13 protein-coding genes and 2 pseudogenes are annotated in these 16,120 nt (G+C 61.3%); 4 read left to right on the top strand and 11 right to left on the bottom strand.

Annotated features, from left to right (window positions below; genetic code table 11):
• Window positions 1-37 precede the first annotated feature (37 nt).
• A complete protein-coding gene (locus DPV79_RS17440; protein WP_113046042.1) occupies window positions 38-688 on the bottom strand; it encodes a LysE family translocator in 651 nt (216 codons plus the stop codon).
• A 165-nt stretch (window positions 689-853) separates the two neighbouring features.
• Here DPV79_RS17440 and DPV79_RS17445 point away from each other — a divergent pair, with 165 nt between their 5' ends.
• Complete coding sequence (locus DPV79_RS17445) at window positions 854-1,774, top strand: LysR substrate-binding domain-containing protein (protein ID WP_042973769.1); 921 nt, start codon at window positions 854-856, stop codon at window positions 1,772-1,774.
• A 127-nt stretch (window positions 1,775-1,901) separates the two neighbouring features.
• Here DPV79_RS17445 and DPV79_RS17450 read toward each other — a convergent pair whose 3' ends face one another.
• From DPV79_RS17450 to DPV79_RS17460, 3 genes are all read right to left on the bottom strand, one after another.
• Window positions 1,902-2,738: an alpha/beta fold hydrolase gene (locus tag DPV79_RS17450; protein WP_113046043.1), complete on the bottom strand. Its 837-nt coding sequence runs from the start codon at window positions 2,736-2,738 to the stop codon at window positions 1,902-1,904.
• Between the two features lie 351 nt (window positions 2,739-3,089).
• Window positions 3,090-3,797, bottom strand: a complete 708-nt coding sequence (locus DPV79_RS17455; RefSeq protein WP_113046044.1) for a pirin family protein — start codon at window positions 3,795-3,797, stop codon at window positions 3,090-3,092.
• Window positions 3,798-3,880: 83 nt separating this feature from the next.
• The gene (locus tag DPV79_RS17460; RefSeq protein ID WP_113046045.1) at window positions 3,881-4,645 is read right to left on the bottom strand and encodes an SDR family NAD(P)-dependent oxidoreductase; all 765 of its coding nucleotides are present in this window, start codon (window positions 4,643-4,645) and stop codon (window positions 3,881-3,883) included.
• A 141-nt stretch (window positions 4,646-4,786) separates the two neighbouring features.
• Between DPV79_RS17460 and DPV79_RS17465 the strand changes: the two genes are divergently transcribed.
• The 3 genes and pseudogenes from DPV79_RS17465 (at window position 4,787) to DPV79_RS17475 (ending at window position 6,801) form a co-directional block, all read left to right on the top strand.
• Entirely contained in the window at window positions 4,787-5,704 is a 918-nt protein-coding gene (locus DPV79_RS17465) for a LysR family transcriptional regulator (protein WP_113046046.1), read from the top strand.
• Between the two features lie 197 nt (window positions 5,705-5,901).
• Window positions 5,902-6,363, top strand: a pseudogene (locus DPV79_RS17470) (alpha/beta hydrolase fold domain-containing protein); the annotation flags it as partial.
• 33 nt (window positions 6,364-6,396) lie between these two features.
• Window positions 6,397-6,801 carry a nuclear transport factor 2 family protein gene (locus tag DPV79_RS17475; protein WP_113046047.1) on the top strand — a complete coding sequence of 135 codons (405 nt, stop codon included), beginning with the start codon at window positions 6,397-6,399 and terminating at the stop codon, window positions 6,799-6,801.
• A gap of 189 nt (window positions 6,802-6,990) precedes the next feature.
• Here the strand turns inward: DPV79_RS17475 and DPV79_RS17480 are convergent, their stop codons facing one another.
• From DPV79_RS17480 to DPV79_RS17510, 7 genes and pseudogenes are all read right to left on the bottom strand, one after another.
• Window positions 6,991-7,611, bottom strand: coding sequence for an HAD family hydrolase (locus tag DPV79_RS17480; protein WP_059475364.1), 621 nt, complete (start codon window positions 7,609-7,611; stop codon window positions 6,991-6,993).
• 741 nt (window positions 7,612-8,352) lie between these two features.
• Window positions 8,353-8,770, bottom strand: a pseudogene (locus DPV79_RS17485) (hypothetical protein).
• An 88-nt stretch (window positions 8,771-8,858) separates the two neighbouring features.
• The gene (locus DPV79_RS17490) at window positions 8,859-9,923 is read right to left on the bottom strand and encodes an AcrVA2 family anti-CRISPR protein (RefSeq protein WP_063807487.1); all 1,065 of its coding nucleotides are present in this window, start codon (window positions 9,921-9,923) and stop codon (window positions 8,859-8,861) included.
• Window positions 9,924-10,022: 99 nt separating this feature from the next.
• Entirely contained in the window at window positions 10,023-10,463 is a 441-nt protein-coding gene (locus tag DPV79_RS17495; RefSeq protein WP_244321771.1) for a hypothetical protein, read from the bottom strand.
• A gap of 11 nt (window positions 10,464-10,474) precedes the next feature.
• A complete protein-coding gene (locus tag DPV79_RS17500; protein ID WP_230952207.1) occupies window positions 10,475-15,091 on the bottom strand; it encodes a DUF6531 domain-containing protein in 4,617 nt (1,538 codons plus the stop codon).
• Between the two features lie 7 nt (window positions 15,092-15,098).
• The gene (locus DPV79_RS17505; RefSeq protein WP_021161838.1) at window positions 15,099-15,521 is read right to left on the bottom strand and encodes a DcrB-related protein; all 423 of its coding nucleotides are present in this window, start codon (window positions 15,519-15,521) and stop codon (window positions 15,099-15,101) included.
• 21 nt (window positions 15,522-15,542) lie between these two features.
• On the bottom strand, window positions 15,543-16,120 hold a 578-nt coding region (locus DPV79_RS17510; RefSeq protein ID WP_425267360.1), incomplete at its 5' end, for a bacteriophage T4 gp5 trimerisation domain-containing protein.

A 16,120-nucleotide genomic window follows, 5' to 3' on the forward strand; every position in this document is an offset into this window, starting at 1 on the left:
CAGGACAAACGAAACGTCACGCAGATCGTCCGCTGGCTTACGCACCACCCGCGATCGCGCCGCCGAGCCCGGCAAGCGCAATCACGAGCAGCGCACCCGCCGACGAGGCCGTGATCCATCGTTGCTTGCGGTGAATCAGCGGATGGTTGATCGCGGCCATGTAGCCGACCATGATCGTGAAATCGACCGCGATCCATAGCACGGCCAGGATGGCCAGGCTCACGCGGGAATCCGGCGTGATGCCGACGAACTGCGGAAAGAACGCGACGAAGAACAGCAGGTCCTTCGGGTTCGCGATGCCGACGAGAAAACCACGCACCACACCCGGCAAGCGCCACGCTTGCGACGCCGGTTCGCCTGGCGCGGCACCGTTGGCGTCGCGCGTACGGCCGGCGCGCCATTCGCCGAGCAGCGTCCGGACGGCCAGCACCGCGATGAAGACGCAACCCGCCACGTGCAACCCCGTGAGCAGGCGATCGCTGACGAGCACGACGCCGAACACCATCAGCATCGCCCCCGCGATCATCACGAGGCTCGCGGCATTCGCGCCCACCGCGGTCAGCATGCCCTGGCGGAACCCGCGCCGCGCGACGGTGCCGACCACGAGCATGACGACGGGGCCGGGCGTCGCGATGAGCAGCACGATCGCGGCGAGATAGGCGAACAGCAGCGGGTAATGGAGTGCCATGACAAAAAGTTGTTGGATGGATCGACGCGCGTGCGCGCTACGATGGCATCATCGGGATTCAGCGCGGCGGATTGCATGGTTTTTTGCAGTATCGCGTGCCCGGCCCGCTGCTGAAAAACGGAAAATCCTGTCGAATGACATGAGTTTTATTCATATTCAAGCCCCGTGAAGGCCAAACCGCTCCCCCCTGTCTACGCGTTGCGCGCATTCGAAAGCGCCGCGCGCACCGGCTCGTTTACGCTTGCCGCCGAGGAACTGAGCCTCACGCAGAGCGCGGTGAGCAAGCACGTCAGGACGCTCGAGGCCTACTTCGGCCGGAAACTGTTCGTCCGGCGCGGGCCCAGGATGACCGTCACGGCGGAAGCGCAGATTTTCGCGTCGGGCCTGCGGCGCGGCTTCCGGCAGATCGAGGAAGCCTGCATGCTGTTCCAGTCGCAACGCGACGTGCTGCGGCTCAAGGCGCCGTCCACGCTCACGATGCGCTGGCTGCTCGACGCGCTGGCCGCCTTTCGCGACACGCGGCCCGCATTCGAGGTGCAGATCGCGAGCGTGTGGATGGATGTCGACACCGTCGATTTCTTCAGCGAATCCTACGATTGCGCGATCCTGCTCGGCACGGGCAAGTTCGGCGAGGCCACGCAGTGCGTGAAGCTGTTCGACGAATGGCTGATTCCGGTGTGCTCGCGTGCAACCGCGACGGTCGCACGCACGAATCCGGCGGCGTGCGAGCTTATCCACCCGTCGCCCGACCGGCGCGACTGGCGCCGCTGGCTCAAGGGCAGCGGGCACGACCTGGACGTGGACATCACGCGCGGGCAGGTGTTCGACATGCTCGAACAAGGCATCGCGGCGGCCATCGCCGGCCACGGCATCTCGATCGGCGATCTCGCGCTGTGCGCGACGGCAATCGACGAAAAGCAACTCGTGCTGCCGTTCAAGACGGCCGTCAATACCGGCGACGCGTACTACCTCGTCTGGCCGGACGACTCCGGCAAAGCCGCGCAGGTGCGCGAACTCCTCGCGTTCCTGGAAGGCCGGATGCCGCGCCTGACGTTTCCGGGCATCCGCTTCAATGGGCCGGGCTGAACCCTGCGGCCGCCTGGGCGACGGGGCAACAGGCGCTGACGGGCGCTACCGGCCACGGTTACCCGGTGCCGCCAGCCGTCCAAAAACGACGCAGCCCGCCGACGCGGGCCTGCGCCGAGCGTCACCGTTACGCCTGCACGAAAGCCAGCAGGTCGGCGTTGAGGACGTCCGCGTTGACCGTCAGCATCCCGTGCGAATAGCCCGGATAGGTTTTCAGCGTGCCGTTCTTCAGCAGCTTGATCGACTTCAGCGCAGCATCCGCGATCGGCACGATCTGGTCGTCCTCGCCATGCAGCACGAGCGTCGGGACGGAGATCGACTTCAGGTCTTCGGTCTGGTCCGTTTCCGAAAACGCCTTGATGCCTTCGTAATGCGCTTTGGCGCTGCCTTCCATCCCCTGCCGCCACCAGTTCCGGATGACGCCCTGATGCACGGTTGCACCTTCGCGGTTGAACCCGTAGAACGGGCCGCTCGGGACATCGAGGAAGAACTGCGCGCGATTGTCGGCGAGCGCTTTCCGGAAACCGTCGAACACCTCGAGCGGCAAGCCTTCGGGGTTCGAATCGGTTTTCAGCATCAGCGGCGGCACCGCGCTGACCAGCACCGCCTTCGCGACGCGGCCGGCCGGCTCACCGTGCTTCGCGACGTAGCGCGCCACTTCGCCGCCGCCGGTCGAGTGGCCGATATGCACCGCATTGCGCAGGTCGAGCGCTTCGGCGACCGCGAACGCGTCGGCCGCATAGTGATCCATGTCGTGGCCGTCCGACACCTGCGCCGACCGGCCGTGGCCGCGCCGGTCGTGCGCGATCACGCGATAGCCCTTCTGGACGAAGAAGAGCATCTGCGCATCCCAGTCGTCGCTCGACAGCGGCCAGCCATGGTGGAACATGATGGGCTGCGCGTCCTTCGGGCCCCAGTCCTTGTAGAAAATCTCGACGTGATCCTTCGTTGTGACGTATGGCATCGCGATGCTCCTGTGACGTGGATGAACATGGCACACTGGCCGGGAGCCATTATCGGACAGTATTGTTAAACGATGACGCCACGATGCAAGCGAGCGTCGGCAATCCGGTCAACGTGGGCGCTGCCACGAAGGGTGAACGATGGGGCTGCGTCAGCTGTATAAGGCTGGAATGGGCCGAGCAGACGGCGTCAGATCGGCTGAGTCGGTTCGGCCCATCTCCGCCACAGGCAACGTCAGTATCAACGTCTGCAGTTCCCCCCAAAACAGCCACCCAACGCCCACAGGCGCGTTTTCCCGAACGCAGAAACAGCAATGAATGGGGCTGCGGCACACCCTGATGGCGCCGTTGTCCTAGCGTAAGAGCTCGACAACCACGACATCGGTGTCGTCTCGCGCCCTCAACACGAGCCGCGTTTCATTGCGAACGGCAATGCCATCGCGTTGCGCCAGCCTGATCGGCCCTACGTCCAGTCGCCCATGATCCGCAACCAGGTAAGCCGAACCGGGCATCGGCAAAACGTGCTGCATTGCCGTGCCTTCGCGCAGCGTCGCGATACGCAAACGTGCGTCGGCGTGAATGGGCAACGCGCCGGCGCGGACATCCTCCGGATCGCCGCTCGCCAGCGTAACGAATCGGCCCTCGCGACATCCGGGCGAACAGACGCGCGTCGCGCAGCGCGGCGTACCGGCAGGTGTGTGCGGACGGAGCCAGATCTGGAACTGCCGCGCGGGTATGTTTTCCTCGTTGCGTTCGGCGTGATGGATTGCCGTGCCGGCACTCATCACGTGGACGCAGTTGGCAACCAGGCGCGCGCGATTGCCCGCATCGTCTTCGTGGGTGATGGCCCCCGAACGTACCCACGTGACGATCTCGACGTCGCGGTGAGCACGAAGCCCGAGGCCCGCGTGCTGCGCGAACTCGATGTCGTTCCACATATGGAGCGGACCGAGCGGCGCATGGTCGGCGTGCCCGACGTCGCCCGCGTGGAAATGTTGGCGGACATCAACGCCGTCGCGCCGGATTGCGTCAAGCGAAGGAAAAGGCCGATGTTCAATCATGACGATGCTCGATTCGAGTGCGCCGGGCGTGGATCGCGATCGTCGAAGACCGCGTCTACCACACCCCGCGCGCTCAGCCTGGCTCAGATCTGCTGCTGGCCGCCGTCGACGAACAATTCGATACCGTTCACGAAGCTCGCGTCGTCCGAGGCCAGGAACAGCGCCGCGCCGGCGATCTCTTCCGGTTCACCGAGGCGCCCCATCGGAATCAGGGAAGCCAGGTAATCGGCAAGCCCTTGCCGTTGCGCGGAGTCGTCACCGGCGAGGTCGAGCAGGCCGGGCGTGCGAGTCGCGCCCGGGCTGATCGTGTTCACACGGACGCGGCGCTCCTTGAGGTCGAGAATCCAGCTGCGTGCAAAGGCACGCACCGCCGCTTTCGAAGCCGAATACACACTGAACGCCGCGGTGCCTGCGCTACCCGCCGTCGAGCCGGTGAGAATCACCGATGCGCCCTCGGCAAGCAGCGGCAGCGCCTTTTGCACCGTGAACAGCACGCCCTTCACGTTTCGGTCGAAGGTGTCGTCGTAGTGTGCTTCGGTGATGCTGCCGAGCGGCAACATCGAGCCGCCGCCGGCGTTCACGAACAGCACGTCGAGGTGCCCCTGTTCTTCCTTGATTTGCGCATACAGCGCGTCGAGTTCATCCAGCCTGGTGGAATCCGAACGTACGCCGGTCGCCTTGCCGCCGGCTTCGCGAATGCCCTGCACGGCAGCATCGAGTTCCGCCTGGCGGCGGCCCGTGAGATAGACGTGAGCGCCTTCCGCCGCGAAGCGTTGAGCGGTGGCGAGACCGATACCGCTGGTTGCGCCGGTGACGAGTGCGATCTTGTTGTCGAGTTTGCGTGCCATGGTGATTCTCCTTGCGGTTGGTAAGTGGGTCACTGCGTTCGGTGTTGCGTGCTGCGATGTGAGGAGAATATCGACGGCCTGATCGTTTCGAAATAGAATTAATCGCAATCAAACGTTGCATAAATGAAATGATGAGGGGAAATGGCTCAACTACCTGATTTCGAAGGGCTGGCGATGTTCGCGAAGGTGGCCGAGCACGGGTCGTTTGCGGCCGCCGCGCGTGCGACGGGGGTGTCGGTCGCCACGGTCTCGCGCGGTGTCGCCCGCCTGGAGGAGCGGTTGGGCGCACGACTGTTCAATCGCACGTCGCGCCAGCTCTCGCTCACCGAGTTCGGCCGGACAATCAGCGAGAAAGCGGGCGAGATCTATCGACAGGCCGAGGAAGCGGAAAGCTCGGCGCGCGAAATGTCGGTGCAGCCACGCGGGCTAGTGCGTCTGGCCGTGCCGATGTCGTACGGGCTGCGCTGGGTTGCGCCGCTGCTGCCGGGCTTCTTTCGCGCTTATCCAGAGGTGTCGATCGACCTGCATCTGTCGGATGCGTCGGTCGATCTGGTCGCCGATGGGTTCGACGCCGCGCTGCGTATCGCCGCGCTTCCGGATTCATCCCTGGTCGCGCGGCGGTTGTGCGCAGTGACGCAATTCGTGGTGGCGTCGCCCGAATATCTGAGGCGTGAAGGACGGCCCACGCATCCGCGCGAACTGGCGGATCGTCCTTGTCTCTCGTACGCGTACCGCGCGCGTAGCGCTGTATGGCGCTTCACAAACGACCGAGGCGAGGAGGAACCGGTAATGCCGACGGGCCCGCTGCGCGTGACCAATTCCGATGCGCTGCTGCCGACGCTGCTCGATGGCCTCGCGATCGCCGAGTTGCCTGAATTCATCGCGGGCGAATACCTGGCCGATGGCCGCCTCGAGGCGATCCTGACCGACTGGTCGCTGACGAAGGGTGGTCTTTACTTCGTTACGCCGTCGGCGCGCGCGCGGCCCGCGAAAGTCGCGGCGCTGTCGGATTATTTTGCCGAGCACCTTACCGAGCCAACATGGCGGTGGCCGAAATGATCCATCGGCGCAGTTGATCAGCCGGCGTCCATCGTTGCACTCATGCAATGATGGATTTCAAACGATTCTATTTCGACAATAACGTCCGATCCGTATTCTCCTTTCCACCGGCTGCACGACATCACGTCGCAAGCCACTCGACCAGGCAAAGGAGAATCACGATGAACACGCAAGTCACACCGAACACGCCCGATACCGCGACGGTTGCCTTCCTCGACGCGCTGAACAGCGCCACCGGCCCGGCAATCCGCTTCCAGGGCCTCATGTGGCCGGTGGCCGACCACGCATTCGACAATGCCTCGTACGACGCCTTCGCCAATGGCTACTTCCCGAGCCGCGACTTGATGAAGTGGTTCTGGAATGCGTACACGATCGACGAAGCCGAGCGCAACGAACGCTATGCGTCGCCGCTGCGCGCCTCGCTCGACGAATTGAAGGGCTTGCCGCCCGCGCTCATCCAGACGGCGCAGTTCGACGTGCTGCGCGACGAAGGCGAGGCATTTGGGTATCGGCTCGACCAGGCGGGCAACGACGTGACGACGACCCGGTACAAAGGCACGATCCACGACTTCGGCCTGCTCAACGTGCTTGCTGCCGACGCACCGACGCGCGCCGCCGTGCAGCAGATGGCGACTGCGTTGAAGACGCGTCTGCAATGAATCGCATCCTTTCACGCTTTTATCGAGCCGATCATGAACAACGCCAAACAACTGCTTTTCGCTTACCTCGAATCGATTCGCGACCCACGCGCGGCCGGCGCACTGTTTGCCGACGACGGTGTGCTGGAACTCCCTTATCTGAAGTCGCTTGGCATTGACGGGCGAGCACAGGGGCCAAAAGCGATCGAAGGCTTCATCGCCTCGCTGCTCGCGAAAGTGCCGGATTTTGCGTTCCGAAACGTGCGGCTGCTGATCGAAACGCCTGAGCAGGTATTCGCCGAATATGAAGTCGAAGCGCTCGTTCCATCGACGGGGAAAATCTATCGCCAGTTGTACGCAGGGCGGCTGGTGGCACGCGACGGAAAAATCCTGCTGTTGTGCGAAGCACTGGATACGATGGCTGCGGCACACGCATTCTCGACGGCGCAGCCCATTTGAAGAGATGACGATGAAAGGCCGTTTGATCAATCGATGCGGCCTGCCGATGTTTTATCCCGGCTGGCCGAACGCGGCTGGCGGCCGCACTACAACGCGGGAGCGGCGCAGTTCGACCCACACCGGTCCGTCATTTGTCCCAACAGCGGCCATTCGGACGCTCCTTCGCCTCTCACGAAATGGCTCAACGCGTTACTGCAGTTCCAGGATGTGGAACTCATTCCTGAGGGTTTCGATCAGCTTCCCAACATCGTTTTTTTCGTCATCGTGGAAGACCGTGCCCATGCCGAGTGCTCTGGGTGCAATCAGATTTTCTCGATTGTTATCGATGAAGATGCTCTCTTCGGGGCCTATTCCAACACATCGTAAAGCATGTTTAAAAACCGCAGAACTGTCCTTTCCCGAGCCAAACTCGGCTGACACGATGATCGGGTTGAACAGCGCATCGAGACCTTGCGATTTCTTCAATGAATCGATCCGATCCCGTTTGTTGTCGGTGATGATGCCGAGGGAATACGCTGGCTTCAGGCTGCGTGCCAGAGCAAACATTGCGTCATTTGCGGGTGTGCTTTGAAATGCCTCTTCGAGCAATGAAAAATCGACTTTGCAACGCATCGCTTTGCAAGCTGCATCCCAGATATCGGTATGCGTCACCTTTCCGACCAGCAGGTCTGGATTGTATTTTGCGAATGCCTTACGAACGGTCTCATACTCGACACCGGTTACTGTGCTCAGATACCTGTTCGTAGTGAGCGAACCGGTTTTATCCGTCGTCAGCACCCCGTCATAATCAAAAAAAATGGCTTTTATCACGTCTGTATCCTTCGCGGAAAGAGAAATTTACTTCCCGGGTTTCGTCGTACAGGCCAAGGCAAGTCCTGAATATTCGAGAGATTGTCAGCGATCTCTGCGATGCTGTCGAATGACTGAAACTGGCCGGAAGCCGTCAGTAGCGGCCGAGCCGCCACCGCCCATGCAGTCGTCAAGGGCGTGTCCGGGGCGGGGCGTCGCGACTGAACGATTCGCATACCGAGAATCGTATATAAATCATGCCTCTACTGTCGTGCAGGGGAGTGTACGACGCGAATTGACGACTTTGCTTCGGACATAGACGAAGTGACGAAATTATTTCGATGAGATTGTCGATAATGTCGTCAACTCGGGCGCCAAGAGCCACGTGCGACGGGCACCTCGAATTGACATCTTTGCTTTGCTCTACGAATGTCGACAGCCGTCCCCCACCCTGGAAAACAGGCATTAAAATCGCACCCCGGTCCTTTTGACGAGAGGTGTATTGTTGCGCATACACCCAAGTTGTTGATCATCGGTTACGTGCACGCCATGCTCTTGTCACGAGCGACTTTCCTCATTGCGCCGCTCGTGAGCCACATCCGACATTGCAAGCTCTTGAAGGTGCATTAGCAAAATCGTCGCACATACATCCCCCCTTTGTTGCATTCCAGCAACGCGTGCGGACACGAAAGGAACATCGCTATCAGCCTTTGCTGACGGCGCTACCACGAGCTTACCCATTAGCAGTATCTGTGGTCACTGTTAGCAGAAACTGCGAACGGCAACAGCAGCCGCGATCGGCGAGCGCTTGCCGTTTGTGATGTAGTGGCGCAGTTGCTCCCAAGCCTTTAGGTAGCGATGCCACGGGATCGCAGCAAGCTGCTCGTCGTGGATAACGAGAATGCGCTCGACGGTCGCCAGTTCGTGATCGAGCAGCAGGCAACGCTCGCCTTGATCCGCACGCGTGACGCACGCATTGAGCGCCGCTTCGGCGCGCCGGTACAAATCAAAGTCCGCACCGGTCGAGGTTGCGTCCCGCAGATAGAACGCCAAATACACAACCCGCACCAGGCAACTGACCTGATCGAAGTCGCCGCGGCCGCCGCGTACGGTGGCCAGCGCGAGATGGTTCTCCAGCGACAGTGCGCGGACTTTTTTCCGTCGGCAGCGGCAACAACATTTCTCTCGTCAAGCTCGATCGCCCGGTTCGGCGCAATGAATGCTTCCTGCTTTCCATCTTGCTCACTCGTAACTGAATCTCGTCCCGGTCATGCTAGACCGAGGCGGTCTGCTCGCACAATGGTGGGCCCAATAAAGACCAGCTTGCGCAAAGATGCCTGCGGACCGTGCGGTTGCATCCGGAAATGCGGTCGACGCCAATGACCGCGAACCTCGTGGTGCGAGCCATCCAACGGGGCGATGTTTGCAGATTCGGCATCGAGAATTGCCGGTCCGACAAGGTGACGATCGTAGAGCAAGTCGATTTCGACCATTCGCTCGGCCCGTTTGCGCTGGCCCAGTCCACTGAACGATCGCGGAGCATCCGAGTAGGCGCGCTCTCGAACCACATGTGCATCGCGGGCGTTGAGATACAGGAGCATCTTGACGGCGTAATCGATTGATTCGCGCAGATACGCACGGAGCGTTTGATAGGTTTCCGACGATCCGCAGACATCGTCAAGCAACGCGCCGATAGTCCGGTCCGGTTTATCCAACGGCAGTTCGATGACGTCAACCGTGGCGTCTCGCTGCCCTTCGTGAAGGCGCATGACCCAGGTGGCGCAGGCAAGCGTCTGTCCGTTCCTGAAAAAGATCGTTGCGTCACTTCGTTCGCCTTTGCCCCAAGAGGAGGGCTCGGGAATGATGCACAGCGTGTTGGCGGGAAACTCGACGGCGCCGATCGGCACATCGTCGGAGATGTACGCGTCGTCGAGCAGTCGATGCAATGACGGGGTGGGTTCGAAAATCACCCCGTTCCGCAGTTCGAACGCCTGCCAGAGCGCACTGTGAGCGGCGACTGTTCCCGCCTCGTCCGGCATCATGTCGGGGGTACCGTATGGAAGCAATCGCCTTGCTAGTTCGTCAAACTGATTGACCAGCGCGACGATAGACCGCGTCCGAAGCATCTCAGAAACGTTGTTCGGACCTTTTTCGACGATTCGGCGCCAGGCCTCCCATGCTTTGGCAGCACCCGTCGCGCGAAAGCGGACGAAAGCGGGTAGACGCTCGTAGCGCGCATCGTCAGCGAGCGCGCTTCTGTTCAACGCTTCAACCAACCGGATGCGGATGTCTGCGTCCGATTTCGCTGTGTCAGGACTCAAAGGTCTACCCATGATACGGCTACCTGATTACTCGAAGCACGATCTTACTCCGCGAAATCAATCGCATCGATCCAGCCATCGTTTGCGAGTCCCATTACCCACCCGAGAAATCTATATAACTCTGTTCCATGAGCCGTTTTCCGCCTTCTCCGGTTCCACGAATGCCCAGATCGAATGGCAATGGGTACAGCGATAGTACATTACAGAACCAGCCGATCCAGCCCCTTCGGAATCAAAAGACGGCGGGGCGATTTCCGTTAGGCTTCCACTGGCAAGGGCAGCGTCACGGCGCTGCGAGTATTGCTGATATTCGGTGCGTGACACGAACTGCTTGGGCAAACCAATGCCCAGGCAATGCGTGCACGCCGGCAGCAACTGAGCGACTGCTCCATTGCTCTGGGCTTCGCTTCCCCGCCGAAGCTTGAGCAACTGACCTCGTGAAATTTGGGCCTCGACACGCGCTCCTTGGCTGTCCAACCACGCGCGAAGCTGTTGCAAACCGATATCTCGATCACGGTAGCGACATAACATATTCTGAATATCTTGATCCATGATGCTCACACTCATTTTTCCACCGGAATAATCCAGTCGTCAGACCACGATTTTGTTGTCCCCATGAACTGATTTTGTCCACCGGATCCAGCTGCTGGGTAGAACGATGTTTCGGGTTCCCATCCAACTGGCAGCTTTCCTCCGAGTGGTCTTGGGACGGTTGCAGAAGATAGCTCCGATGTCGGAATTTTCAACAATACGTCGGGGGCGCCCCAATGTTGGAAAACTTGACCGCGGTCCATCAGCACGCCTTGATTCGTCCCAACGTAGTCGGTTGACATGTAAGTCCCTGCACCCTTATAGCCACTGATGCTACCTTGCTTGCGGTAATTTTCAACAGCGCGCCACGTCGTTGCGCGATAGACATAATCCTGAGACCCAATCTTCTGATCCAATGCGGCCTGTAATGCATCGCCCTGATTTCGATTGCGCATCAGTTCGCGATATTGTTCCTTCGTCAGCGAACGCTCGCCCGGTCCCGGGCGAGTGCCACGGTCGCTCAACCCTTTATCTATTTGAGAGTCGTTAGCGTTACAGGTAGCGAGGCCGAGAGGATCGAGTTCGACGAAAGGATCTGCGACATAACCTTGCGTCCGCAGCCCGCCCTCGAGTCCGATTGGATCAGGGCTGAGATATTGTCCCGAATCCGGATCATAGTACCGATTCAGGTTGTAGTTCAGCCCCGTCTCGTCGTCGGCCCATTGGCCGGGGAAGCGCAGCGTCGTGTCGATTGAAATTGACCCGCCGTATGTGTCATTGGCTGCTCGCTTAGCCGGGAGCAGTTTCCCCCATAGGGAGTAGGCGGCTTTCCAGACTGGCTTCCCCTGTTCGTCGAACACTGCCTTCGGTTGACCGATTTGATCGGCCAGAACGGGGAAGAGTCCGTCGTCGGTCTCCTGCGCGAGCGGCACGAAACTGCTCGGCTCGATATGCCACGTTACTACCTGTCCGGTCGTGCCGTCCCGTTGCTCGACCCAGCGCTCAGCCAGCGTCGAACCGTCCCACAGAAATCTCACGGTTTCGCGGCCACCGACCTGCCGCTTCTCGACCCGGCGGTTGAACGCATCGTAGCGATACAGCCAGACGCCGCGTTCAGGCGTCACAACCTTGACGAGCCGGTTGAGGCCATCCCATGTGTATTGCCACGTCTTGGGCCGGAATCCGGGCTGTTCGACCGTCTTCTCGATCGTGCGGCCACGTGCGTCATACCGATAGCGCGCATAGCCGATCCGTTCCGGCAGGCCGCCTCGGCCGTAATGATGAGCATCCACGGGAGCCTGCCGCCCGTGCGCGGCAATATTCATCGCCGCGTCGTAGCGGAAGTGCTCGGCCGGCTGCAGCAGACTTTCGGCCGAGACGATCTGGCCGCGCACGTCGCGCCGGTACGTAAGCGTATCGACGTTGGTGTCGATTCGCTCCAGTTGTCCGGCCGCGTCGTAGTGATAGACCTGCCGCGTCAATTGTTCAAGCGCATGGGCGGGGTCGGCCTGCAAGGCCTCGAACGCGCCTGCCGACCCCGCAATCTGCCGACGGATGCGGCCAAGCGCGTCGTATTGCTGCTGCGTAACGAACTCTCCCGCCTGCCGACCGATCTCGCGTCCCAAGCCATCGCGCTGGATCGCAAGCCCGCCGACCTGTATCAGCGCACCCGACCCGTCATACGCATAGGTCGTCTCGCGCCGCGGCGTCATTCGAAAACGGCGCTGGCCACCAGTGTCGTAGACGTGCCGCAGCAGTTCGCCGTGCTGATCCTCGCCGATCAGACGTCCGTTTCTGTCGTACGCGAAGTGCGTCACGTGGGACTGCTCGCCACGCACTTCTGCTGATGCCAGTCGGCCCAAGACGTCGTAGCAATAGGCGAGCCGCACGTCACCGGCGTCGACCCCGGCGAGCCGGTCCTGTGCATCGTACGTATAGCGCCACTGACCGCCGTCGGGCAGCGTCTTCGCCAGCAGGCGACCAGCCGCATCGCGCTCGTACCACGTCTCGCGGCCGCCCCAGTCGATCTCGGCCGCGAGGCGCCCGGCCGCATCGTAGCGGTAGGTGTAGGCCTCGCCCAGTGCGTTAACGACCTTCGTCAACCGGGTCGTGTGGTCATACTCGAAACGCGTCGTGTGACCGGCCGCATCGATCGACGCCGTGAGCAGGTCGAACGGACCGTAGGTTCGTTGGATCGTGCGTCCGAGTGGATCGGTCCACTCGACAGGTAGGCTTTCGCTGTTGTATCGCGCCCGCGACACCGAGCCGTCGGGGCGCGTGACCGTGCTCAGCAGGCCGCGCGGATTGTCTGGGCCGTCGGCATAGTCAAAGTGGGTTATGTGCCCATCGGGCGAGGTTTCCTCCAGCACCCGGCCCAGCACGTCGGTCTTGCGCCGGAAGCGCGCACCCGTCGGCAATGCGATGTCGGTGAGTCGCAAGCGGTCGTCGTAGTCGAGGCGGGTTTCGCGATCTCCGGCGACGATGCGCAGCAGTTCACCGTTCTGGCCGTACCGGTAGGCTGTCTTGGTGCCATCCGACTCGGTGCGCGCAATCAGCCGGCGCAGATGATCGTATTCGAGCTTGATCCGGCCGCCGTTGGGCAAACTCGCCGCGGTGAGCAGTTGCGCGTCGTCGTATTCGAAACCGATCATGCGTCCCGAACTGTCTGTGACCGAAATCAGTTGGCCACGATCGTCATAGCGGTAGTCTGTTCGTCGGCCAAGCGGATCGACCCGTGTCATCAACCGGCCGAGTTCCCATTCTGAGTGAGTGGAATGACCGAGCGGATCGGTTTCTGCCGTGACAAGACCTTCGTCGTTGTAGTCGTAGACCCATTCGCCGTCGACATCGATCACGCGCGTGCGGCCAGCCTCGTAGACAAACCGGCCCGTGTGATAGCCCTGCTTGGTGCCGGTTTCTACGACGCGCCCGGCGGTGTCGTACCGATATTGGACGTCGGTCTGGTCCGTATCCCGCCATTGGGTCATCCAGCCGTGTTCGTCGTACGCGTAATGGAACTGGCCAAACTGGAAGCTCGCCACGTGGGTGAGCATGCCGTTCTCGTAGTCGTAACCCACGAGCGTTCGAACGCCACCGTCGGCATCGTGAAGAACGATCCGATCCGGCCGCCGGTTGCGCCCATAATAGGCCACCTCTAGCCGATAGCCATCGCTATGGGTCAGGCTGCATAAGCGGCCCGTGGAGTCGTAGGAGAATGCGACCGCATTGCCGTCGAGATCCTCGATCCGCTCGAGGCGAGACGAACGGCCTTCGACAAGCGGCGAGAAAATCCGCAGTTGCCGGGTGTCGCGATCAAGGATGCGCGGCTCAAGGCGGCTGCCGATCAGCCGGTAGCGCGGCTCGCGCAAGTTGATGCCGTCGAGCGCCATGTCTGGCGCGTCAAAGCCGATCACCAGGCCAGCGCCATCGTGGAATCGCGCGAAGCGCCCACCGTCGAACGTCAGGTGCTGTGACCAGCTATCCGACCAGCGATGACCGAGCAGCCCGTGATCATCTGATTGAGCCCGATAGCGACGCTTCAATTCCAGCGGCAGAACGCCTGGGATCACGATGTCAGTGCGGACCTCCAGAACCTCGCCAGATACGGGATCGACCGGATCCTTGCACCCCGGTCGGTTCTCATCCTTGACACCTTTTTGTTCAGCGGATCGGGTGGGCTCGGGACGGAATTTTCCACGCAAGCCCTTGCCGGCAAATTTCCCGATTCCACCGCCCACGATCCCGCCGAGCAAACCTGCCAGGAATTCCTGAGTCGCGGACAACTCCGGATTCTTCGGGCCATAGTGGCCCGTCGTCTTGTCGATCCAGATGCTGTTGCGCCCCGAATTGACTTTGCCGCTACAGTGAGTCTCGTGGCCGATCCGCACCAGCGGCAGGCCATTGACGAATACGGTTTTGCTGCCGTCGACGAGTGGCTGCGGCACGCCGGAGTGGTGTTCGCAAGTCACCAGGTCCGTGACGCGTGCGACCTTTTTCCCTTCAAAATACACATTGCCCGAGCCGGTGACGATCTCGCCGCAGTTGCTGCCCATACTTTGGCTGGCCGACGCAAGCGCGCCACCGAGAGTCAGGCCGCCGGCCATGCACGCCCCGACGATCAACGCACCGGCGAGTCCACCTGTCGCCACGGTCGCCGCCACCGCCACGCCGATCGCCACACCGACAGCAATGCCGGAGAGAATTCCCATGAAACCCGACGAGTGTGCGATCCGGTCACCAACGCATGCGGGGTGCGGATCACCGCGACCGATTGTGAGGCCCAGCGCGTCACCGACCTGCGTGAACTCCTTTGAGAGCCAGCCCGTAACACCGACTTTGTCGAGCGCCCACGCTCCACCGACTGCGATCGCTAACGGCAGCATCACCGTTCCCGCTGCGATCGCACCCGCGCCCAATGCCGCCCCACCGGTAGCGCCGCCCGCCAACGCGGTACCCGCTGCGGTCAATCCGGCGGTGGTCCCCTCAACGGCGGTCAGGCCCGCGTCGGCGCCCAGCATCCCGTAGTTGAGGTGCTCATAGAACGGCTGCTCGGCCGCTTTCGCGGCTTCACCATCCTCCAGCTTGGCGATCTGATCGAGACGCTCCTGCGCGCTGCCGCTCGGCTCGTTGTAATTCGGCGTGTCCGACATCGCGGCCTCAGATCGGGTCGCGCAACTGAAGGCTCTGAATGACAGCCTCGATTTGCTTGCGCTGGGTGTCACTCAGCGTGCCGGGCGCTGTGAAGGTCAGCATCATCACCACCTGTCCGTACTCCACCATCGTCAGCCGCTGATGAATCGTTGCCTGATTGTTCGTCCACGTAAACTCGTGCACGTGCGCAGCGCGCCCAGACACCGTGGCATCTTCGTTTGCTACCTCGGAATAGTCCGGCACCTGCTTTGCCACCTTCCGAATCTCGCTCGCCACATATTCATTGAACTTCATGCCCCACGGCAGCCGCTCGCGCGTGATGACGAAACTGACGCCTTCCGTACCGCTGGCGGCTGACACGAACACGTTCATCGTCTTGTCCTGCCACTCGGCCGGCAGCGCCAGCGTGCCTTCATGCATCTGGTACATGTTTTGTTTTCCTGATGGGTGTTAGCCGTTCTTCGGGTTGATGTCGGTTCGGGATGCCTGGATATTGATGTTGCTGTCGTCGAGGTGAATCACCGAATCGCCCTTGTAGATGTCGATCGAGTCAGCTGTCATGTGGATTCGCGTGCCTCCATCGCCGCCAATCTTGATCCAGAGTTCTTTGGCTTCGAGCGTATGCACGCCCTGCGGAGTCTGATGCAGTGTATTGCCCTGCACGACAACGTCTGACAGGTTGCCAACCGCAATGGCCGTCGTATGGTTGCCCTTCCCGACCTCGACGGTCCGATCGCCTTTGAGAACTTGAGTCCACTGCGCGTCCTCGACAACGGTATGCATATCCTTCTGCGCATGCATGTAGAGCATCTGCGCACCGTTGACGTCGCTCATCAGCAACTCATTCGACCCCTGCCCCTTGTGCGTCTGGCTCTTGATCCCCATCGTCTGGCCGGCCGCACCGTGATACGGGTTGCCTTGCTCGCCGTTGAACACGCGGCCGACGATCACCGGGTTGTCCGGATCGCCCTGGTTGAACGCGACGAGCACTTCCTGCTTGATCCGCGGAATCGCGGCCGCACCCCAGC

Origin of the sequence: Burkholderia reimsis (assembly GCF_003294055.1) — a bacterium.
In the GTDB taxonomy this organism is placed as follows: domain Bacteria; phylum Pseudomonadota; class Gammaproteobacteria; order Burkholderiales; family Burkholderiaceae; genus Burkholderia; species Burkholderia cepacia.

Bases quoted from the DNA above. Each gene is read 5' to 3' on its own strand.
- DPV79_RS17440 (WP_113046042.1), bottom strand. From the start codon at position 688: ATGGCACTCCATTACCCGCTGCTGTTCGCCTATCTCGCCGCGATCGTG.
- DPV79_RS17450 (WP_113046043.1), bottom strand. From the start codon at position 2,738: ATGCCATACGTCACAACGAAGGATCACGTCGAGATTTTCTACAAGGAC.
- DPV79_RS17455 (WP_113046044.1), bottom strand. From the start codon at position 3,797: ATGATTGAACATCGGCCTTTTCCTTCGCTTGACGCAATCCGGCGCGAC.
- DPV79_RS17460 (WP_113046045.1), bottom strand. From the start codon at position 4,645: ATGGCACGCAAACTCGACAACAAGATCGCACTCGTCACCGGCGCAACC.
- DPV79_RS17465 (WP_113046046.1), top strand. From the start codon at position 4,787: ATGGCTCAACTACCTGATTTCGAAGGGCTGGCGATGTTCGCGAAGGTG.
- DPV79_RS17475 (WP_113046047.1), top strand. From the start codon at position 6,397: ATGAACAACGCCAAACAACTGCTTTTCGCTTACCTCGAATCGATTCGC.
- DPV79_RS17490 (WP_063807487.1), bottom strand. From the start codon at position 9,923: ATGGGTAGACCTTTGAGTCCTGACACAGCGAAATCGGACGCAGACATC.
- DPV79_RS17495 (WP_244321771.1), bottom strand. From the start codon at position 10,463: ATGGATCAAGATATTCAGAATATGTTATGTCGCTACCGTGATCGAGAT.
- DPV79_RS17500 (WP_230952207.1), bottom strand. From the start codon at position 15,091: ATGTCGGACACGCCGAATTACAACGAGCCGAGCGGCAGCGCGCAGGAG.
- DPV79_RS17505 (WP_021161838.1), bottom strand. From the start codon at position 15,521: ATGTACCAGATGCATGAAGGCACGCTGGCGCTGCCGGCCGAGTGGCAG.